This window comes from Pseudomonas capeferrum (genome assembly GCF_013523055.1).
Lineage (GTDB): Bacteria > Pseudomonadota > Gammaproteobacteria > Pseudomonadales > Pseudomonadaceae > Aquipseudomonas > Aquipseudomonas capeferrum_A.
In genome coordinates, this window is sequence record NZ_JAAMQM010000034.1 from 1 (window position 1) to 19646 (window position 19646).

The window sequence follows — 19646 nt, forward strand, 5'->3', positions numbered from 1 at the left end:
CTGACTGACACTAGCAACAGACCCCTACCTTCCTAATAACACAAGTTGAGCGCTGATTCAGGAACTGCACACTTCTTGTGGGAGCGGGCTTGCCCGCGAAGGGGTGCAAAGCAGCCCCAATTGCAGATTGCGGGGCTTAACTGACTGACACTAGCAACAAACCCCTACCTTCCTAATAACTCAAGTTGAGCACTGAATTCAGGAACTGCACACTTCTTGTGGGAGCGGGCTTGCCCGCGAAGGAGTGCAAAGCAGCCCCCAATTGCAGATTGCGGGGCTTAACTGACTGACACTAGCAACAGCCCCCTACCTTCCTAATAACACAAGTTGAGCGCTGAGTTCAGGAACTGCGCACTTCTTGTGGGAGCGGGCTTGCCCGCGAAGGGGTGCAAAGCAGCCCCAATTGCAGATTGCGGGGCTTAAATGACTGACACTCGCAACAAACCCCTACCTTCCTAATAACTCAAGTTGAGCACTGAATTCAGGAACTGCACACTTCTTGTGGGAGTGGGCTTGCCCGCGAAGGGGTGCAAAGCAGCCCCAATTGCAGATTGCGGGGCTTAACTGACTGACACTAGCAACAGACCCCTACCTTCCTAATAACACAAGTTGAGCGCTGATTCAGGAACTGCACACTTCTTGTGGGAGCGGGCTTGCCCGCGAAGGGGTGCAAAGCAGCCCCAATTGCAGACTGCGGGGCTTAACTGTCTGGCATTAACAACAGCCCCCTACCTTCCTAATAACACAAGTTGAGCGCTGATTCAGGAACTGCACACTTCTTGTGGGAGCAGGCTTGCCCGCGAAGAGGTGCGAAACAGCCCCAATTGCAGATTATGGGGCTTAACTGACTGACATTAGCAACAAACCCCTACCTTCCTAATAAAAGGAGGGTCCTGGCGTCTGGCTCACCACCGAAAAACCGCACCAGTGCAAACTGGAACAGGGGGGCAGACTCGTCCACCGCCGCAAAGAGTGTCAAGCAAGAGCGCAGCTTCAGATCGTCCGGGTGCCCCAGGATCTGCAGAGCGCTCTTGTCCGCATGCTGGACCAGTGCATTGACACATGCAGCCAAGCGCGGCCCGAGCACCTCGTGCTCAAGGTAGGCACGCGCTTCATCCAATCCCGACAGCCCGTAGCGCTCGGCCATTTCGCTATGACCGAGGCCGCGCAGTTGCGGAAAGATGAACCACATCCAGTGACGCGTCTTGCGCCCCGCGAGGAGCTCTTCCATCACCTGGGGGTAGATCGCCTGCTGGGCATCCAGAAAGCGGGAAAGATCATGGCTGGAGGACATCGACTGCTCCGGTGGTGTGCTCGTTTCCGATAATGCGCTGCATGCTGCTCAGGATAGCCAAACTCGTGCCGATTGCCGATCACCGTCGTGCTCGCCTGGAGACCATCGCCGCACCGCTACGTGAGGCGCAAGGTCCAAGCATCTGTAGAGGCCACGCATGGCCTCCCCTACGCCGATCTGTTAGGGTGCCCGCCGATGAACGCGACACAGACGAGGACACCGAGTGAGCGCCGAAGAACCCCTGATCGCCGACCTGTTCGAGGTCGACAAACGCCTGACACTCAAGCCAGTCGTGGATTTCAACAACTACCTGCGCAGCGCCTTCGGTGACGGTCCCTGCCGGTGCATCCGCTGCCTCGAGGGCGGCGGTGACGAGAGCACCTACAGTCATCGCCACACCTTCATGCTCGAGGGGAAGCCGTTCAATCGCCGCTTCGCCGGCACCGCTGGCAGCGATGTGCTGCTGGCGTTGAAAAAAGCCTGGTTGTCCTACACCAAGACCGATTTGCCACTGGTCGGCAATCTGGACATGACCCTGCTCAAAAGCTTCACCGATATGGCCGTGCATCCACGCCTGCTCGCTCTGCTACCGGCCAGCGGCCTGGTCCGCGAGGTCGAAGGTGCCTGGCAGCTGCAGATGCCGGTCGACTGAGCCTGCATCGCAGGCAGCATGGGGACAGTGCAGGATCCTGGCGGTCTGCTAACTTGGGGAGACCGCTCACCCGCAGGTGACTGATCATGGCCCGCACGACCCCTATCGAGCTGTACCGCAACATCGGCATCGTCGCCCATGTCGATGCAGGCAAGACCACCACCACCGAACGCATCCTGTTCTACACCGGCGTCAACCACAAGATGGGTGAAGTGCATGACGGCGCCGCGACCATGGACTGGATGGCCCAGGAACAGGAACGTGGCATCACCATCACCTCGGCGGCGACCACGGCGTTCTGGCAGGGCTCGGCCAAGCAGTTCCCCGACAAATACCGTTTCAATATCATCGACACGCCTGGTCACGTCGACTTCACCATCGAAGTGGAACGCTCCCTGCGTGTGCTCGATGGCGCCGTCGTGGTGTTCAGCGGCGCCGACGGGGTCGAGCCACAGTCCGAGACGGTGTGGCGCCAGGCCAACAAATACAAGGTCCCGCGGCTCGCCTACATCAACAAGATGGACCGCCAGGGCGCCGACTTTCTGCGCGTGGTCAAACAGATCGACCAGCGCCTGGGCCACCACCCCGTGCCCATTCAACTGGCCATCGGCGCCGAAGAGGACTTTATCGGGCAGATCGATCTGGTGAAGATGAAGGCCATCTACTGGAACGATGCCGACCAAGGCACCAGCTATCGGGAAGAACCCATTCCAGCGGAGCTGCGGGCACTGGCCGAGGAATGGCGGGCGTACATGGTCGAGGCAGCAGCGGACGCCAACGATGAACTGACGGAGCTCTATCTGGACGGTCAGGAGCTGAGCCTGGAGCAGATCAAGGCGGGGTTGCGCCAGCTTACACTGGCCAACCGGATCGTCCCGACGATTCTCGGTTCGTCCTTCAAGAACAAAGGCGTGCCCTTGATGCTCGACGCCGTGATCGATTACCTGCCGGCACCGTCCGAGGTCGCGGCCATCAACGGCACCGATCCCGATGACGACGAAAAGCACCTGGAGCGCCACGCCGACGACAGCGAACCTTTCTCCGCACTGGCGTTCAAGATCGCCACCGACCCCTTCGTCGGCACCTTGACCTTTGCCAGGGTGTATTCCGGCATCCTCAGCTCCGGCGATGCCGTGCTCAATTCGGTCAAAGGCAAGAAGGAACGCGTCGGACGAATGGTGCAGATGCACGCCAACCAGCGCGCCGAGATCAAGAGCGTCTGCGCCGGTGACATTGCCGCATTGATCGGTATGAAGGATGTGACGACAGGCGATACCCTGTGCGACCTGAACAGACCCATCATCCTCGAGCGCATGGATTTTCCCGATCCGGTGATCTCGGTAGCGGTGGAACCCAAGACCAAGGTCGACCAGGAGAAAATGGGTATTGCGCTAGGCAAACTGGCGCAGGAAGACCCCTCCTTCCGGGTCCGGACAGACGAGGAAACGGCGCAGACCATCATCTCCGGCATGGGCGAACTGCACCTGGACATCATCGTCGATCGCATGCGCCGCGAATTCGGCGTCGATGCCAATATCGGCAAGCCCCAGGTGGCCTATCGCGAGAAGATCCGCAACACCTGCGAGATCGAGGGCAAGTTCGTTCGCCAATCAGGCGGCCGTGGCCAGTATGGCCACTGCTGGATCCGCTTCGCTCCGGGCGAAGGGGAAAAGGAGGGGCTGGAGTTCGTCAACGAGGTGGTGGGCGGCGTGGTACCGCGCGAGTACATCCCCGCCATCCAGAAAGGTATCGAGGAGCAGATGCGCAGCGGGGTGCTCGCCGGCTATCCGTTGATCGGCCTCAAGGCCACGGTGTTCGATGGCTCCTATCACGATGTCGACTCCAACGAGATGGCTTTCAAGGTCGCCGCGTCCATGGCTACCAAGCAATTGGCGCAAAAAGGTGGCGCGGTGCTGCTCGAGCCGATGATGAAAGTCGAGGTCGTGACGCCCGAGGAATACCTGGGTGACATCATGGGCGACCTGAGCCGACGCCGCGGAATGATCCAGGGCTCGGAGGACACAGTGGCGGGCAAGGTCATTCGTGCCGAAGTGCCCTTGGGCGAAATGTTCGGCTATTCCACCGACATGCGTTCAATGACCCAGGGACGCGCCAGCTATTCGATGGAATTCGTCCATTACGCGGAGGCACCGGCGAACATCGTGCAGACGATCGTGAAGAAGGCCTGAAGGCGGAAAGCCCCTTTGCAACTCCCTCAGGATTTCCTTGAAGCCTATGGCCTCGTCACGGGACAAGCCCGCTCGCCACCGGGGGAGCGGGCCGCAGAACTAGTGGCGAGCGGGCTTGTCCCGCGATGAGGCCTCCACAGGCACTGAACCTTTTCCGGCAAGAAACTTAGCCATGCTCCCCCGCCCGCTTGAGCAGTTTCTTGCAGCGCTCGGACAGGTGTACCACGCGCAGATGCTTGCCCGCCTTGGCATAGCGCTCGCGCAGGGTCTTCAGCGCCGCGATGGCGGAATAATCGACGAAGCTCAGGTGCCGGCAATCGAGGGTTACCTTCACCGGATCATTGGCCGGGTCGAATTGGTTCAGAAACGGCGCCGTCGAGGCGAAGAACAAGGTCCCATGCACCTGGTAGACCTTGCTGCCGTCATTCTCCGCATGACTGTCGGCATACAGCTCGCGAGCATGCTGCCAAGCGAAGTTGATCGCGGCGATGACAATGCCGAACATTACCGCCGTCGCAAGGTCGGTGAAGACCGTGACTACGGTCACCGCAACGATCGCCAGCATGTCGCTGGCTGGGACCTTGTGCAGCACCCGCAGCGAAGCCCAGGCGAAGGTCTGCTGCGCCACCACGAACATCACGCCCACGAGCGCTGCCAGCGGGATCTGCTCGATCAACGGTGAGAGGAACAGCACGAACAACAGGATCATCACACCGGCGACGACACCGGAGAGCCGGCCGCGCCCACCGGAGCTCAGGTTGATCACGGTCTGCCCGATCATCGCGCACCCTCCCATGCCGCCGCACAGGCCCGACACCATGTTGGCCGCGCCAAGGGCCACGCATTCGCGGTCCGGATAGCCACGGCTCTCGGTGATCTCATCGGTGAGATTGAGGGTCAGCAGGGTTTCCAGCAGACCCACCATGGCCATCAGGAACGCGTAGGGCGCGACGATGCGCAGGGTTTCCAGGTTCCACGGAACATCCGGCCAGGCCAATTGCGGAAGGCCACCGGCGATGTGGGCCATGTCGCCCAGCGTGCGTGTCGGCAGGTCCAGCAGGTAGACCAGCAGGCCGACGCCGAGGATGGCGATCAATGCCGGAGGAATGGCCCGGGTCAAGCGAGGCAGAACGTAGACCACCAGCATGGTAAGCGCCACCAGGCCGATCATCAGGTACAAGGCCGAACCCTCGAGCCAGGCCTCGCCTTCGCGCAAGTGCTCGAGCTGGGCCAGCGCGATGACGATGGCCAGACCGTTGACGAAGCCGAGCATGACCGAATAAGGCACCAGCCGCACCAGCTTGCCCAGACGCAGGACGCCGAACAGGATCATCACCAGGCCGCCCAGCAGCACGGTTGCGAGCAGGTACTGAGCGCCGTGCTGCACGACCAAGGCGATGATCACCACCGCCATGGAGCCCGCGGCACCGGAGATCATTCCAGGACGCCCGCCGAACAGCGCGGTCAGGGTACAGATGATGAAGGCACCGTACAGGCCCATCAACGGATTCAAGTGTGCGACCAGGGCGAAGGCGATGCACTCCGGCACCAAGGCGAAGGAGGTGGTGAGGCCGGCGAGCATGTCGGCACGGAGGCGGGCTGGTTTCATGCGAATCCTGTAGGCATTCCGGTACTCAAGAGGCCGGGGTAGACAAAAGAGCGGGGATGTTACGGAATTTGTCTGGGAGCGACCAGCCTGCTCAACGCACGCGTTCGCGGCTCTGCACCGCCAGATCGAGCGCACGCTGCATGTCCAGACGCGCCGAGCGTCCAAGATCAGGATGGTGCAACCGGCCCTTGCGCTCGGACGGGAGGATCGGCGCGGTAAGATCTTCGGCGTCCATGGCCTCGAAGTCCTGCTCCGCCCCCAGCGTCATGGCACTGCGCCGCAGCAACATGCGTACTTGCTCGGGGGTCAGGGCGGGGTTGATCGCCAGCATCGTTGCCACTGTGGCCGCCACCAATGGCGTCGCGTAGGAAGTGCCGCAGTGCGGCTTCGTGTCGCTGGCCGCCTGGATGCACGCGGCCGCGCTGATGTCGACACGCATGTCGATGTTCGAACTTTCGCGCTTGATCACATGGGCCGGGTCTTCGACCGGCACGGAGGGTTCGCTGCGCTGATGCCCACCGACCACCAGCAGTTGCTCGGTAATGAAGGATGATGGCAGGCGATACTCATCAGTCCCGGACCAGGAGGCGCCGTTGCCCGCCGAATTGACCACGATGACATCCGGGTGCTCCTTGCGCAGCCAGAGGAAGAACTCTTCGAGCAGCTCTTCGTAACCACTCATGGCCAACCCCGAACGCACCAGCGAGTCGACCTCCTCGCCCTGGATATCGCGAGCCCCCACTCGGTGGATGCCCCAGCTCCAGTTCAGCACCCTTGCGCCGTCTTCCACCAGATTGACGGAGGCAGCGATGTTGGCCGTGATGCCGGCGTCGCTGTTGCGTTCGACGATCACGTCGAAACCGGGGCTCGACGAGCCCAGCCCGCTGAGAAAGCCACTTTTTACCCCCTCTCCCTTGGCCGCGAAGATACCCGCTACATGGCTGCCGTGACTTTGCGCGCGGTCGCCGTCACGTGCATACAGGCAGGTCTGCCCAGGTCCGCAAGGTCCTCGGTAGGCCGCGAATGCCGGGGCATCGAAGTCCACTTCGCGCTCAATGACGCCGATACGCACCGGCACGAGAGGAATGGACGAGGCTGGAATGCGTCGCTGAAAGTAATACAGGGCGTCCAGGAATCGGTTGGCGGCCCACTCATCCGCCTGGCTGATGGCTTGCTCGGGCGGAGCGCCACCCTCCTCGCCCTTCTCCGGCGCCGATTCCTCGGTGATCACCGCGTCCACGCTGATCTCACTGCTCATGCGCAGGATCATGGCATCGCGGTGGTCCAGATCCCGGACAGGCAAGCGCAACTGATAGACGTTCAGCGGCGCGATGGCACCCACGACCTTGGCGCCGAACGTGTCCGCGATGCGCCGGGCTTCCTTCAGCCCGTCATACTTCTCTTCGATAAGCAGGCTTACCAGGTCCACATAGGTGGTCAAACCATCCATGTTCTTGGCCACTTCCCCGGGGCCCGCCGCCACGACTTGGCTACGCCGCTGAGTCAGCCAGACCGGGTTGCTGCGCTGACCGCCGGACTCGAGCCAGAGCGCCGCGCTGGGGCGAGCCCCCTGATCCAGTCGCAGCTCCAGCGAATCGTCGTGGCGCTTTACCGCATCGGCGGTCAGGGCGCGATCGCCCAGCCATACGGTCACAGGTTCCTCTCCCAGGCCCGCGGCGCGCAGACACCAGCGTTGCGCGCCCTCGCCAAGCAAGTTGTCACACCGTTGCAATTGCTTGATGCGCAGGTTGTCGTCGGCTGCCAGCGACGTATCCAACAGCAGGCAGGCGAGCAAGCCCAGATAGCGTTTCATCCCGATCCGGCACTCCAAGGTAATCGATGCCATTCCGACTGCTCGGCAAAAACAAAGGTTCAGGGCACTGCTCGCTGTGTATGGTCCAGGCTTGCAGGTTTCGAGCAGGCGTTTTGCAGCTTGCGGTCACCTGCGCGAAGCTTGAAGCTGAGCGCTCAATCGTGGAGATCAAGCCCATGCCGCTACGCCCATTGCTTGCCTGCCTGCTGCTGACGGTCAGCCTCGCTGTTCAGGCAGCCACCGAAGTGCTGCAACTGGAACACCGAACTGGCGCCGAACTGCTTCCTACTGTCCAGTCCTTCCTGGGCAGGGACGGCACCGTCAGTACCTTTGAAAACAAGCTGATCGTCAACGCCAGCCAGGCGCGTATCGCCGAACTGCGCGGTTTGCTGCAACAACTGGACACAGCGCCAAGGCGATTGTTGATCAGCGTCGACAGCGACGACCGCAACTTTCAGGATACGCGCGGCGGCGCGCGAATCATCCGTCAGGGTACGAGCAATCGCTCGGGCGGCCTGCAGCAGATACAGGCCAGCGAGGGCAAGCCTGCACTGATCCAGGTAGGCCGTAGCGTGCCGTTCAACACGACGAGCAGCGACGGCTACGGTGGCGTGATAGCCGAAGTCGAGTACCGCAACGTGACCCAGGGCTTCTACGTCACCCCGAGCCTGAACGGCGATTCGGTCCGCCTGGAAATCAGCACCAATAATGACCGGATGAGCCAGGAACGCGACGATGTAGTGAACGTGCAAAGCACCGACACCACCCTTACCGGCAAGCTCGGCGAGTGGATGGTACTGGCCGGTGCCAACCAGCAAAGTCAGGCCGACCGTCAGCCGACAAGCCTCCACTACAGCACCGAGCGCGGTGAAAACATGACAGTGCGGGTAAAAGTCGATGTTCTGGACTGATCCCAGGCAATTCGGGGCCTCGACCAAAAGCCTTTGACCTGACTGATGAGTCGCATTAGACCAAATATGTAGTGGAACAAAAAAAGCACTACAAAACATTTGACAGAGTCTTTTTCGCAAGGGCATGATGGCCCCGCTCCCGCTAATCAGGGGCCCTGGCAAGGGCCTTCGAGGCGCGCTCCCTCTACCCCTGGAGGCGCTTCGTGTCTATACGGCCCACAAGGCGGTTTGACGAGATTGTGACTGCAACGAAGAAGTTGTCCCGAGGGACGGAAGCGCATCGCCGCAGTTATCGGCAAACCGTGTCGAACCCCAGCAAGGCATCCACGAGCCAAGCCGGGGCGAGATCGCCGCCGACCTGCCCCTTCCCCTTCGAGCCTTCTCGTACGTCACCGTTTCGCCAGACAGGACAGCCGCCAGGCCTCCGATCTGCGTGTAGCCCTGTGTACTCACTCCAAGACTGATGCGACGAGGTTATTTCCATGGCACTGACACGCGAACAGCAAATTGCAGCCCTCGAGAAAGACTGGGCCGAGAACCCGCGCTGGAAAGGCGTGACCCGTACCTATAGCGCCGCCGATGTCGTTCGCCTGCGTGGCTCCGTGCAACCGGAACATACCCTGGCCCGCCTGGGTGCAGAGAAACTGTGGAAACTGGTCACCGAAGGTGCCCACCCTTCCTTCCGTCCCGACAAAGACTTCGTCAACTGCATGGGCGCCCTGACCGGGGGCCAGGCCGTGCAGCAGGTCAAGGCCGGCATCCAGGCCATCTACCTGTCCGGCTGGCAGGTGGCCGCCGACAACAACTCGGCCGAGTCCATGTACCCGGACCAGTCGCTGTACCCGGTCGATTCGGTTCCGACCGTGGTCAAGCGCATCAACAATTCATTCCGTCGCGCTGACCAGATCCAGTGGAAAGCGGGCAAGAACCCAGGCGACGATGGCTATATCGACTACTTCGCGCCGATCGTGGCCGACGCCGAAGCCGGGTTCGGCGGCGTGCTCAATGCCTATGAACTGATGAAGAACATGATCGAGGCGGGTGCCGCCGGCGTGCACTTCGAGGATCAGCTGGCATCGGTGAAGAAATGCGGCCATATGGGGGGCAAGGTTCTGGTACCCACCCAGGAAGCCGTGCAGAAGCTGGTTGCCGCCCGCCTGGCCGCCGACGTTTCGGGCGTGCCGACCATCATCCTTGCGCGTACCGACGCCAATGCCGCGGACCTGCTGACCAGCGACTGCGATCCCTATGACCAGCCATTCGTCCTGGGCGAGCGTACCCGCGAAGGCTTCTACAAGGTGCGCGCCGGCCTGGACCAGGCCATCGCTCGCGGCCTGGCCTACGCGCCCTATGCCGACCTGATCTGGTGCGAAACCGCCAAGCCCGATCTGGACGAAGCGCGTCGTTTCGCCGAGGCGATCAAGAAGGAATACCCGGACCAACTGCTGTCCTACAACTGCTCGCCGTCCTTCAACTGGAAGAAGAACCTGGACGACGCGACCATCGCCAAGTTCCAGCGCGAACTGTCGGCCATGGGCTACAAGCACCAGTTCATCACCCTGGCCGGCATCCACAACATGTGGCACGGCATGTTCAACCTGGCGCATGACTACGCCCGCAACGACATGACCGCCTACGTCAAGCTGCAGGAGCAGGAATTCGCCGATGCCAGCAAGGGCTACACCTTCGTTGCCCACCAGCAGGAAGTGGGCACCGGCTACTTCGACGACATGACCACCGTGATCCAGGGTGGCGCTTCGTCGGTGACCGCGCTGACCGGCTCGACCGAGGAAGAGCAGTTCCACTGATATTCAAGACGCCTCGCCAAGGCCCGGCATCCGCAAGGATGACCGGGCCTTCGTCGCTTATAAGGTCAGTGAACAGCCAGGAAGCCGCCTTCGCGAGAGCAGGGTCGCCTGTCACCGTCTATGCTTCGGGCATGAAAACGGCAAGGACCGCAGCATGCCCCGCGCCGAGCTGTCGGTAATTTCGGCGCCTGGGCACCCGGTGGCGCGGTGATCGAGATCGCCTGTCTGCGTCACTCCCGGTTGTGGCGGTCTTTTACCGCCAAGGAGCCGCGGATCGAGCATCAGGGTGTTGATCCAGAGCGGTATGCAGACATACGAAATCTGATAGAACGTGCGCCAATGCATTTTGCAAGTAGCGAGATTGAACGATGAACTTCGCGCAGGCTCGAAACGGCTAGCCTAGTAACCGCCCTTTAAATGATATCAATTATCATTACGAAACTACGATTTCGTTGCATTGGAGAAGAAAGATAATTAACGAAGGGAGGGGCAATGCCCGGATTTCAAGGGCTACAGGGTTTTGCAAAAGATTTTTGTTCTTAATCTTACGAATAAAGTGTGAGAGAAGTTTTACTTGCACAGGGTTTACCCATAAAATCAGCGCGATCGATTGCGCTGCGACATTTCGTCACTGCTCTACTTATTTCAGACTGCAGAGCTTGGTCTCTGTATAAGGATTTTCAGCATGTCCGATTCGGCAGGACTGATCGCCCACAACTGGGCCTTCGCTATCTTCCTTCTTGGCGTCGTCGGCCTTTGCGCCTTCATGCTCGGCCTGTCCAGCCTGCTCGGCAGCAAGGCCTGGGGTCGCAGCAAGAACGAGCCATTCGAATCCGGCATGCTGCCGACCGGCAGCGCCCGTCTGCGCCTGTCCGCCAAATTCTATCTGGTCGCGATGCTCTTCGTGATCTTCGATATCGAAGCCCTTTTTCTCTTTGCATGGTCTGTGTCCGTCCGCGAAAGCGGCTGGACCGGATTCGTCGAAGCACTCGTTTTCATAGCAATTCTGTTGGCAGGTCTTGTCTACCTTTGGCGGGTCGGGGCGCTCGATTGGGCTCCCGTGGGTCGTCGCAAGCGGCAAGCGAAGCTGAAACAATGAGGCTTTGGCATGCAATACAATCTAACCAGAATCGATCCGGATGCGCCGAACGAGCAATATCCCGTAGGTGACCGCGCTACCGTCACCGACCAGATGCTCGAGGATCAGGTCCACAAGAACATCTTCATGGGCAAGCTCGAGGATGTGCTCAGTGGCGCGGTCAACTGGGGTCGCAAGAATTCCCTGTGGCCCTACAACTTCGGCCTGTCCTGCTGCTACGTGGAAATGACCACGGCCTTCACGGCACCCCATGACATCGCCCGCTTCGGCGCCGAGGTCATCCGGGCTTCGCCGCGTCAGGCCGATTTCATGGTCATCGCCGGCACGCCCTTCATCAAGATGGCTCCGATCATCCAGCGCCTGTACGAGCAGATGCTCGAACCGAAGTGGGTGATCTCCATGGGCGCATGCGCGAATTCCGGTGGCATGTACGACATCTACTCGGTCGTTCAGGGGGTCGACAAGTTCCTCCCCGTGGACGTGTACGTGCCGGGCTGCCCGCCTCGCCCTGAAGCATTCCTGCAAGGCCTGATGCTGCTGCAGGAATCGATCGGCCAGGAGCGTCGTCCTCTTTCGTGGGTCGTCGGCGACCAGGGCATCTACCGTGCCGAGATGCCGTCACAGAAAGAGCAACGCCGTGAACAGCGTATCCAGGTCACCAACCTGCGCAGCCCCGACGAAGTCTGATCCAGCGACCTGCCGCCCGTTCCCCGGAACCGGCGGCCTGGCTTCATTCTCTACGTTGACCCAAAGCGACCGAGACCATGACAGCGGACACCGCTATTTATATTCCGCCTTACAAGGCTGACGACCAAGATGTGGTCGTCGAACTGAACCACAAATTCGGCCCGGAGGCGTTCGTCGCCCAGGAAACCCGTACCGGCATGCCGGTGCTGTGGGTGACCCGCGCCAAGTTGATCGAGGTCCTGACCTTCCTGCGCAACGTGGCCAAGCCGTACAGCATGCTGTACGACCTGCATGGCGTCGACGAGCGCCTGCGCACGCATCGCCGTGGCCTGCCGGGCTCGGACTTCACCGTGTTCTACCACCTTCTTTCGGTGGAGCGGAACAGCGACGTGATGATCAAGGTAGCCTTGAGCGAAGGCGACCTGAATCTGCCGACCATCACCCGCATCTGGCCCAACGCCAACTGGTACGAGCGTGAAGTCTGGGACATGTACGGCATCGACTTCGCCGGCCACCCGCACCTGACCCGCATCATGATGCCGCCGACCTGGGAAGGGCATCCACTGCGCAAGGACTACCCAGCCCGCGCTACCGAATTCGATCCGTTCAGCCTGACCCTGGCCAAGCAGCAACTCGAGGAAGAATCCGCGCGGTTCAACCCCGAAGCCTGGGGCATGAAGCGTCAGGGCGCCAACGAAGACTACATGTTCCTCAACCTGGGCCCCAACCACCCTTCCGCCCACGGCGCATTCCGTATCGTCCTGCAGCTCGATGGCGAAGAGATCGTCGATTGCGTGCCCGACATCGGCTACCACCACCGTGGCGCCGAGAAGATGGCAGAGCGCCAGTCCTGGCACAGCTTCATCCCCTATACCGACCGCATCGACTACCTGGGCGGGGTGATGAACAACCTGCCCTATGTCCTGGCGGTAGAGAAGCTGGCCGGTATCGTGGTGCCGCAGAAGGTCGACGTGATCCGCATCATGATGGCCGAGTTCTTCCGCATCACCAGCCACCTGCTGTTCCTGGGTACCTACATCCAGGACGTCGGCGCCATGACCCCGGTGTTCTTCACCTTCACCGACCGTCAGCGCGCCTACACCGTGATCGAAGCCATCACCGGCTTCCGCCTGCATCCGGCCTGGTACCGCATCGGTGGCGTTGCCCACGATCTGCCGCGTGGCTGGGAAAAGCTGGTCAAGGATTTCATCGAGTGGATGCCCAAGCGTCTGGACGAGTACACCAAGGCCGCGTTGAAGAACAGCATCCTCAAGGGGCGTACCGTCGGCGTGGCCGCCTACAACACCCAGGAGGCACTCGACTGGGGCGTGACCGGCCCGAGCCTGCGGGCAACCGGCCTGGACTTCGACCTGCGCAAGGCACGTCCGTACTCGGGCTATGAAAACTTCGAGTTCGAAGTGCCGCTCGCCCACAGCGGCGACGCCTATGACCGCTGCCTGGTACGCGTGGAAGAAATGCGCCAGAGCCTGCGAATCATCGAGCAGTGCATGCGCAACATGCCCGAAGGCCCGTACAAGGCGGATCACCCGCTGACCACGCCGCCGCCGAAAGAGCGCACCCTGCAGCACATCGAGACCCTGATCACTCACTTCCTGCAAGTCTCGTGGGGCCCGGTCATGCCGGCCAACGAATCCTTCCAGATGATCGAGGCGACCAAGGGCATCAACAGTTACTACCTGACGAGCGATGGCGGCACCATGAGCTACCGCACCCGGATCCGCACGCCGAGCTATCCGCACCTGCAGCAGATCCCTTCGGTGATCAAGGGCAGCATGGTCGCCGACCTCATCGCGTACCTGGGCAGTATCGACTTCGTTATGGCTGACGTGGACCGCTAAGCATGAACAGCACGCTTATCCAAACCGACCGTTTCGCCCTGAGCGAAACCGAGCGCTCGGCCATCGAGCACGAGATGCACCACTACGAGGACCCGCGCGCGGCGTCCATCGAAGCGCTGAAGATCGTCCAGAAGGAACGCGGCTGGGTGCCTGACGGCGCCATCTATGCCATCGGCGAAGTACTGGGCATCCCCGCCAGCGACGTCGAAGGCGTGGCCACGTTCTACAGCCAGATCTTCCGCCAGCCGGTCGGTCGCCACATCATCCGTGTCTGCGACAGCATGGTCTGCTACATCGGCGGCCATGAATCGGTCGTCAGCCAGATCCAGGACCAGCTGGGCATCGGCCTCGGTCAGACTACTCCGGACGGTCGCTTCACCCTGCTGCCGGTGTGCTGCCTGGGCAACTGCGACAAGGCCCCGGCCCTGATGATCGACGACGATACCTTTGGCGACGTGCAACCTGCCGGCGTGGCCACACTGTTGGAGGGCTACGCATGACCATCACTTCCTTCGGCCCGGCCAACCGCATCGCGCGTAGCGCCGAGACCCACCCGCTGACCTGGCGCCTGCGTGACGACGGCGAGCCCGTATGGCTCGACGAGTACCAGGCCAAGGACGGCTATGCCGCTGCCCGCAAGGCATTGGCGCAGATGTCCCAGGACGATATCGTCCAGACCGTCAAGGACGCCGGCCTCAAGGGCCGCGGTGGCGCGGGTTTCCCGACCGGCGTCAAATGGGGTCTGATGCCCAAGGACGAGTCCATGGACATCCGCTATCTGCTGTGCAACGCGGATGAAATGGAGCCCAACACCTGGAAGGACCGCATGCTGATGGAGCAACAGCCCCATCTGCTTATCGAAGGCATGCTGATCAGCGCCCGCGCGCTGAAGGCCTACCGCGGCTACATCTTCCTGCGTGGCGAATACACCACCGCGGCGCGCAACCTGAACCGTGCTGTCGAAGAGGCAAAGGCCGCGGGCCTGCTGGGCAAGAACATCCTCGGCAGCGGTTTCGACTTCGAGCTGTTCGTGCACACCGGCGCGGGACGCTATATCTGTGGCGAAGAAACCGCGCTGATCAACTCCCTGGAAGGTCGCCGTGCCAACCCGCGCTCCAAGCCGCCCTTCCCTGCCGCCGTCGGCGTCTGGGGCAAGCCGACCTGCGTGAACAACGTCGAGACCCTGTGCAACGTGCCCGCCATCGTCGGCAACGGCATCGACTGGTACAAGTCGCTGGCCCGCGAAGGCAGCGAGGACCATGGCACCAAGTTGATGGGCTTCTCCGGCAAGGTGAAGAACCCCGGCCTGTGGGAGCTGCCTTTCGGCGTCACGGCCCGCGAGCTGTTCGAGGACTACGCTGGCGGCATGCGCGATGGGTTCCGGCTCAAGTGCTGGCAGCCAGGCGGCGCTGGCACCGGCTTCCTGCTGCCCGAGCACCTCGACGCGCAGATGTATGCCGGGGGTATCGCCAAGGTCGGCACCCGAATGGGTACGGGCCTGGCCATGGCGGTCGACGACAGCGTCAACATGGTTTCCTTGCTGCGCAACATGGAAGAATTCTTCGCCCGCGAGTCCTGCGGCTTCTGCACCCCGTGCCGCGATGGCCTGCCGTGGAGCGTCAAGCTCCTGCGCGCCCTCGAGAAAGGCCAGGGTCGGGAAGGCGACATCGAAACGCTCCTGGGCCTGGTCGGTTTCCTCGGCCCTGGCAAGACATTCTGTGCCCATGCCCCCGGCGCCGTCGAACCGCTGGGCAGCGCGATCAAGTATTTCCGTCCGGAGTTCGAGGCCGGTATCGCCGCCACCGGCAGTGACGCCCTGCGCCCGAACCTGGCCAAGCCGATCCACGAGCCGATCGTTATCGGCGCATGACCCATTGAAAGGCAGGTGGTCCGTGCCACCTGCCATCCAGACAGCTCGCCCGCAGATGCCGGCGCGGGCTGCTGGCCTACAGATTTCCATTAGCCACGCCTGCTCACGCGGGCCAACGAAGAACTTTGAACCATGGCCACTATCCACGTAGACGGCAAAGAGCTCGAAGTCAACGGCGCAGACAACCTGTTACAGGCCTGTCTGTCGCTCGGCCTCGACATTCCCTATTTCTGCTGGCACCCGGCGCTCGGTAGCGTCGGCGCCTGCCGGCAATGCGCGGTCAAGCAGTACACCGACGAGAACGACACCCGTGGTCGCATCGTCATGTCCTGCATGACGCCCGCCTCCGACGGCAGCTGGATCTCCATCGAAGACGAAGAATCCAAGGCGTTCCGCGCCAGCGTCGTCGAATGGCTGATGACCAACCACCCGCACGACTGCCCGGTGTGCGAGGAAGGCGGTCATTGCCACCTGCAGGACATGACGGTAATGACCGGCCACAACGAGCGCCGCTACCGTTTCTCCAAGCGTACCCACCAGAACCAGGAACTCGGCCCGTTCATCGCCCACGAGATGAACCGCTGCATCGCCTGCTATCGCTGCGTGCGGTACTACAAGGACTACGCCGGCGGTACCGACCTGGGTGTCTTCGGCGCCCACGACAACGTGTACTTCGGCCGCGTCGAGGATGGTGTCCTGGAGAGCGAGTTCTCCGGCAACCTCACCGAGGTCTGCCCGACTGGCGTGTTCACCGACAAGACCCACTCCGAGCGCTACAACCGCAAGTGGGACATGCAGTTCTCCCCGAGCATCTGCCACGGCTGCTCCAGCGGCTGCAACATCAGCCCCGGCGAGCGCTACGGTGAGTTGCGTCGTATCGAGAACCGCTTCAACGGCTCGGTCAACCAGTACTTCCTCTGCGACCGTGGCCGCTTCGGCTATGGCTATGTGAACCGCAAGGACCGCCCACGCCAGCCACTGCTGGCCGATGGCACCAAGCTCAGCGTGGATGCCGCCCTGGACAAGGCCGCCGACATGCTGCGCGGGCGCACCATCGTCGGCATCGGCTCCCCCCGCGCCAGCCTCGAAAGCAACTATGGCCTGCGCGAGCTGGTCGGTGCCGAATACTTCTACTCCGGCATGGAAGCAGGCGAGCTGGACCGTGTGCGCCTGGTGCACAAGGTCCTCAATGACAGCCCGCTGCCCGTGCCGACCCTGCGCGACATCGAAGATCACGACGCCGTGTTCGTCCTCGGCGAAGACCTGACCCAGACCGCTGCCCGTGTCGCCCTGGCCGTGCGCCAGGCCACCAAGGGCAAGGCCGAGGCCATGGCCGAGTCGATGAAAGTGCAACCTTGGCTCGACGCCGCGGTGAAGAACATCGGTCAGCACGCGCTGTACCCATTGTTCATCGCCACCCTGGCCGAGACCAAGCTGGACGACGTCGCCGAGGGGTGCGTCCACGCCGCGCCGGACGACCTGGCGCGCCTGGGCTTCGCCGTGGCCAACGCCATCGACCCGAGCGCCCCGGCCGTACACGGTCTCGACGCCGATGCCCTGGAACTGGTCCAGCGCATCGCCGATGCCCTGGTCGCCGCCAAGCGTCCTCTGATCATCTCGGGTACCTCGCTGGCCAGCCCTGCGCTGATCCAGGCCGCGGCCAACATCGCCAAGGCCCTGAGCCTGCGTGAGAAGAACGGCTCGCTGAGCCTGGTAGTCCCGGAGGCCAACAGCCTCGGCCTGGCCATGCTCGGCGGCGAGTCCGTCGACGCCGCACTGGACGCGGTCATCGAGGGCAAGGCCGACGCCATCGTGATCCTCGAAAACGACCTCTACGGCCGCGTGTCGGCTGCCAAGGTCGACGCCGCCCTGGCCGCCGCCAAGGTAGTGATCGTCGCCGATCACCAGAAGACCGCCACCGCCGACCGTGCCCACCTGGTGCTGCCCGCAGCCTCCTTCGCCGAAGGCGATGGCACTCTGGTCAGCCAGGAAGGCCGTGCCCAGCGATTCTTCCAGGTGTTCGACCCGAGCTACCTGGACAGCAGCATCCAGATCCATGAAGGCTGGCGCTGGATGCACGTGCTACGTGCCACCCTGCTGAACAAGCCGGTCGACTGGACCCAACTGGACCACGTCACCAGCGCTTGCGCCGCCGCCGCGCCGCAACTGGGCGCAATTGTCGACGCCGCGCCTTCCGCCGCATTCCGCATCAAGGGCCTGAAGCTGGCACGCGAGCCGCTGCGCTATTCCGGCCGCACCTCCATGCGCGCCAACATCAGCGTTCACGAGCCGCGTACCCCACAGGACAAGGACACTGCCTTCGCCTTCTCCATGGAAGGCTACTCGGGCTCGGCCGAACCGCGCCAGCAAGTGCCGTTCGCCTGGTCTCCAGGCTGGAACTCGCCGCAGGCCTGGAACAAGTTTCAGGACGAGGTCGGCGGCCACTTGCGTGCCGGCGATCCGGGCGTGCGCCTGATCGAAACCCAAGGCGATCGCCTGAGCTGGTTCAGCGCCATTCCTCCCGCCTTCAATCCGCCTCGCGGCACCTGGAAGGCCGTGCCGCTGTTCCACCTGTTCGGCAGCGAGGAAAGCTCCTCGCGCGCAGCCCCGGTACAAGAGCGCATCCCCCAGGCCTACGTGGCCCTGGCCAGGTCCGAGGCCGATCGCCTGGGCGTCAACGACGGCGCGCTGATCAACCTGAACGTGGCGGGTGTGTCGCTGCGTCTGCCGCTGCGTATCAATGAAGCACTGGGCGCAGGCCTGGTGGCGCTGCCGAAAGGCCTGGCCGGGATCCCGCCGGCCATCTTCGGCGCATCGGTCGAAGGCCTGCAGGAGGCAGCACAATGAGCTGGTTCACCCCCGAAGTGATGGATGCGATCATCGCCGTCGTCAAGGCCATCGTGGTCCTGCTGGCGGTCGTGGTCTGCGGCGCCCTGCTCAGCTTCGTCGAACGTCGCCTGCTGGGCTGGTGGCAGGACCGCTACGGTCCGAACCGTGTCGGTCCGTTCGGCATGTTCCAGATCGCCGCCGACATGCTGAAGATGTTCTTCAAGGAAGACTGGAACCCGCCCTTCGTCGATCGGATGATCTTCACCCTGGCGCCGGTCGTGGCGATGAGTGCCCTGCTGATCGCCTTCTCGATCATCCCGATTACCCCGACCTGGGGCGTCGCCGACCTCAACATCGGCCTGCTGTTCTTCTTCGCCATGGCGGGCCTGTCGGTCTACGCGGTGCTGTTCGCCGGCTGGTCGTCGAACAACAAGTACGCGCTGCTCGGCAGCCTTCGGGCATCGGCGCAGACCGTGTCGTACGAAGTGTTCCTGGGCCTGGCGCTGATGGGCGTGGTCGTTCAGGTGGGCTCGTTCAACATGCGCGACATCGTCGAGTACCAGGCGCAGAACCTGTGGTTCATCATTCCGCAGTTCTTCGGCTTCTGCACCTTCTTCATCGCAGGCGTGGCCGTGACGCACCGTCACCCCTTCGACCAGCCGGAAGCGGAACAGGAGCTGGCCGACGGTTACCACATCGAGTATGCCGGCATGAAGTGGGGCATGTTCTTCGTCGGCGAGTACATCGGCATCATCCTCATCTCGGCGTTGCTGGTGACCCTGTTCTTCGGCGGCTGGCATGGCCCGTTCGGCCTGCTGCCACAGGTTCCGTTCCTGTGGTTCGCGCTCAAGACCGCGTTCTTCATCATGCTGTTCATCCTGCTGCGTGCCTCGATCCCGCGCCCGCGCTATGACCAGGTGATGGACTTCAGCTGGAAGTTCTGCCTGCCGCTGACCCTGATCAATTTGCTGGTGACCGCTGCGATCGTGCTCTACAACACGCCAGCTGTTGCGGCCCAGTGAGGAT

At 62.3% G+C, this 19646-nt stretch carries 14 protein-coding genes; 11 read left to right on the forward strand and 3 right to left on the reverse strand.

Annotated features, from left to right (window positions below; translation table 11 throughout):
* Positions 1-868: 868 nt before the first annotated feature.
* Positions 869-1294, reverse strand: a complete 426-nt coding sequence (locus G7009_RS26125; protein ID WP_181133164.1) for a DUF1810 domain-containing protein — start codon at positions 1292-1294, stop codon at positions 869-871.
* A gap of 223 nt (positions 1295-1517) precedes the next feature.
* Here G7009_RS26125 and G7009_RS26130 point away from each other — a divergent pair, with 223 nt between their 5' ends.
* Both G7009_RS26130 and fusA read left to right on the forward strand, forming a co-directional pair.
* Complete coding sequence (locus G7009_RS26130; protein WP_181133165.1) at positions 1518-1946, forward strand: hypothetical protein; 429 nt, start codon at positions 1518-1520, stop codon at positions 1944-1946.
* Between the two features lie 86 nt (positions 1947-2032).
* Complete coding sequence (gene fusA, locus G7009_RS26135; protein ID WP_181133166.1) at positions 2033-4135, forward strand: elongation factor G; 2103 nt, start codon at positions 2033-2035, stop codon at positions 4133-4135.
* Positions 4136-4301: 166 nt separating this feature from the next.
* On the opposite strand, the gene G7009_RS26140 is transcribed toward fusA, so the two are convergent.
* A complete protein-coding gene (locus G7009_RS26140) occupies positions 4302-5744 on the reverse strand; it encodes a SulP family inorganic anion transporter (protein ID WP_181133167.1) in 1443 nt (480 codons plus the stop codon).
* Between the two features lie 91 nt (positions 5745-5835).
* Positions 5836-7557, reverse strand: a complete 1722-nt coding sequence (locus G7009_RS26145; protein WP_181133168.1) for a S8/S53 family peptidase — start codon at positions 7555-7557, stop codon at positions 5836-5838.
* A 176-nt stretch (positions 7558-7733) separates the two neighbouring features.
* Between G7009_RS26145 and G7009_RS26150 the strand changes: the two genes are divergently transcribed.
* The 9 genes from G7009_RS26150 (at position 7734) to nuoH (ending at position 19642) form a co-directional block, all read left to right on the forward strand.
* The gene (locus tag G7009_RS26150) at positions 7734-8468 is read left to right on the forward strand and encodes a secretin N-terminal domain-containing protein (RefSeq protein ID WP_181133169.1); all 735 of its coding nucleotides are present in this window, start codon (positions 7734-7736) and stop codon (positions 8466-8468) included.
* A gap of 482 nt (positions 8469-8950) precedes the next feature.
* The gene (gene aceA, locus G7009_RS26155) at positions 8951-10276 is read left to right on the forward strand and encodes an isocitrate lyase (RefSeq protein WP_181133170.1); all 1326 of its coding nucleotides are present in this window, start codon (positions 8951-8953) and stop codon (positions 10274-10276) included.
* Between the two features lie 685 nt (positions 10277-10961).
* Positions 10962-11375, forward strand: coding sequence for an NADH-quinone oxidoreductase subunit A (locus tag G7009_RS26160; RefSeq protein ID WP_181133171.1), 414 nt, complete (start codon positions 10962-10964; stop codon positions 11373-11375).
* A gap of 9 nt (positions 11376-11384) precedes the next feature.
* On the forward strand, positions 11385-12062 hold the full coding sequence (locus G7009_RS26165; RefSeq protein WP_181133172.1) for a NuoB/complex I 20 kDa subunit family protein: 678 nt from the start codon (positions 11385-11387) through the stop codon (positions 12060-12062).
* A gap of 77 nt (positions 12063-12139) precedes the next feature.
* The gene (gene nuoC / locus G7009_RS26170) at positions 12140-13921 is read left to right on the forward strand and encodes an NADH-quinone oxidoreductase subunit C/D (protein WP_181133173.1); all 1782 of its coding nucleotides are present in this window, start codon (positions 12140-12142) and stop codon (positions 13919-13921) included.
* 2 nt (positions 13922-13923) lie between these two features.
* The gene (nuoE, locus tag G7009_RS26175) at positions 13924-14421 is read left to right on the forward strand and encodes an NADH-quinone oxidoreductase subunit NuoE (RefSeq protein ID WP_181133174.1); all 498 of its coding nucleotides are present in this window, start codon (positions 13924-13926) and stop codon (positions 14419-14421) included.
* A complete protein-coding gene (gene nuoF / locus G7009_RS26180; protein ID WP_181133175.1) occupies positions 14418-15791 on the forward strand; it encodes an NADH-quinone oxidoreductase subunit NuoF in 1374 nt (457 codons plus the stop codon). The genes nuoE and nuoF overlap by 4 nt, the downstream gene beginning before the upstream one ends.
* Before the next feature lie 132 nt (positions 15792-15923).
* The gene (gene nuoG, locus G7009_RS26185; protein ID WP_181133176.1) at positions 15924-18638 is read left to right on the forward strand and encodes an NADH-quinone oxidoreductase subunit NuoG; all 2715 of its coding nucleotides are present in this window, start codon (positions 15924-15926) and stop codon (positions 18636-18638) included.
* On the forward strand, positions 18635-19642 hold the full coding sequence (gene nuoH, locus G7009_RS26190) for an NADH-quinone oxidoreductase subunit NuoH (protein ID WP_181133177.1): 1008 nt from the start codon (positions 18635-18637) through the stop codon (positions 19640-19642). The genes nuoG and nuoH overlap by 4 nt, the downstream gene beginning before the upstream one ends.
* The last annotated feature ends 4 nt before the right edge of the window (positions 19643-19646 follow it).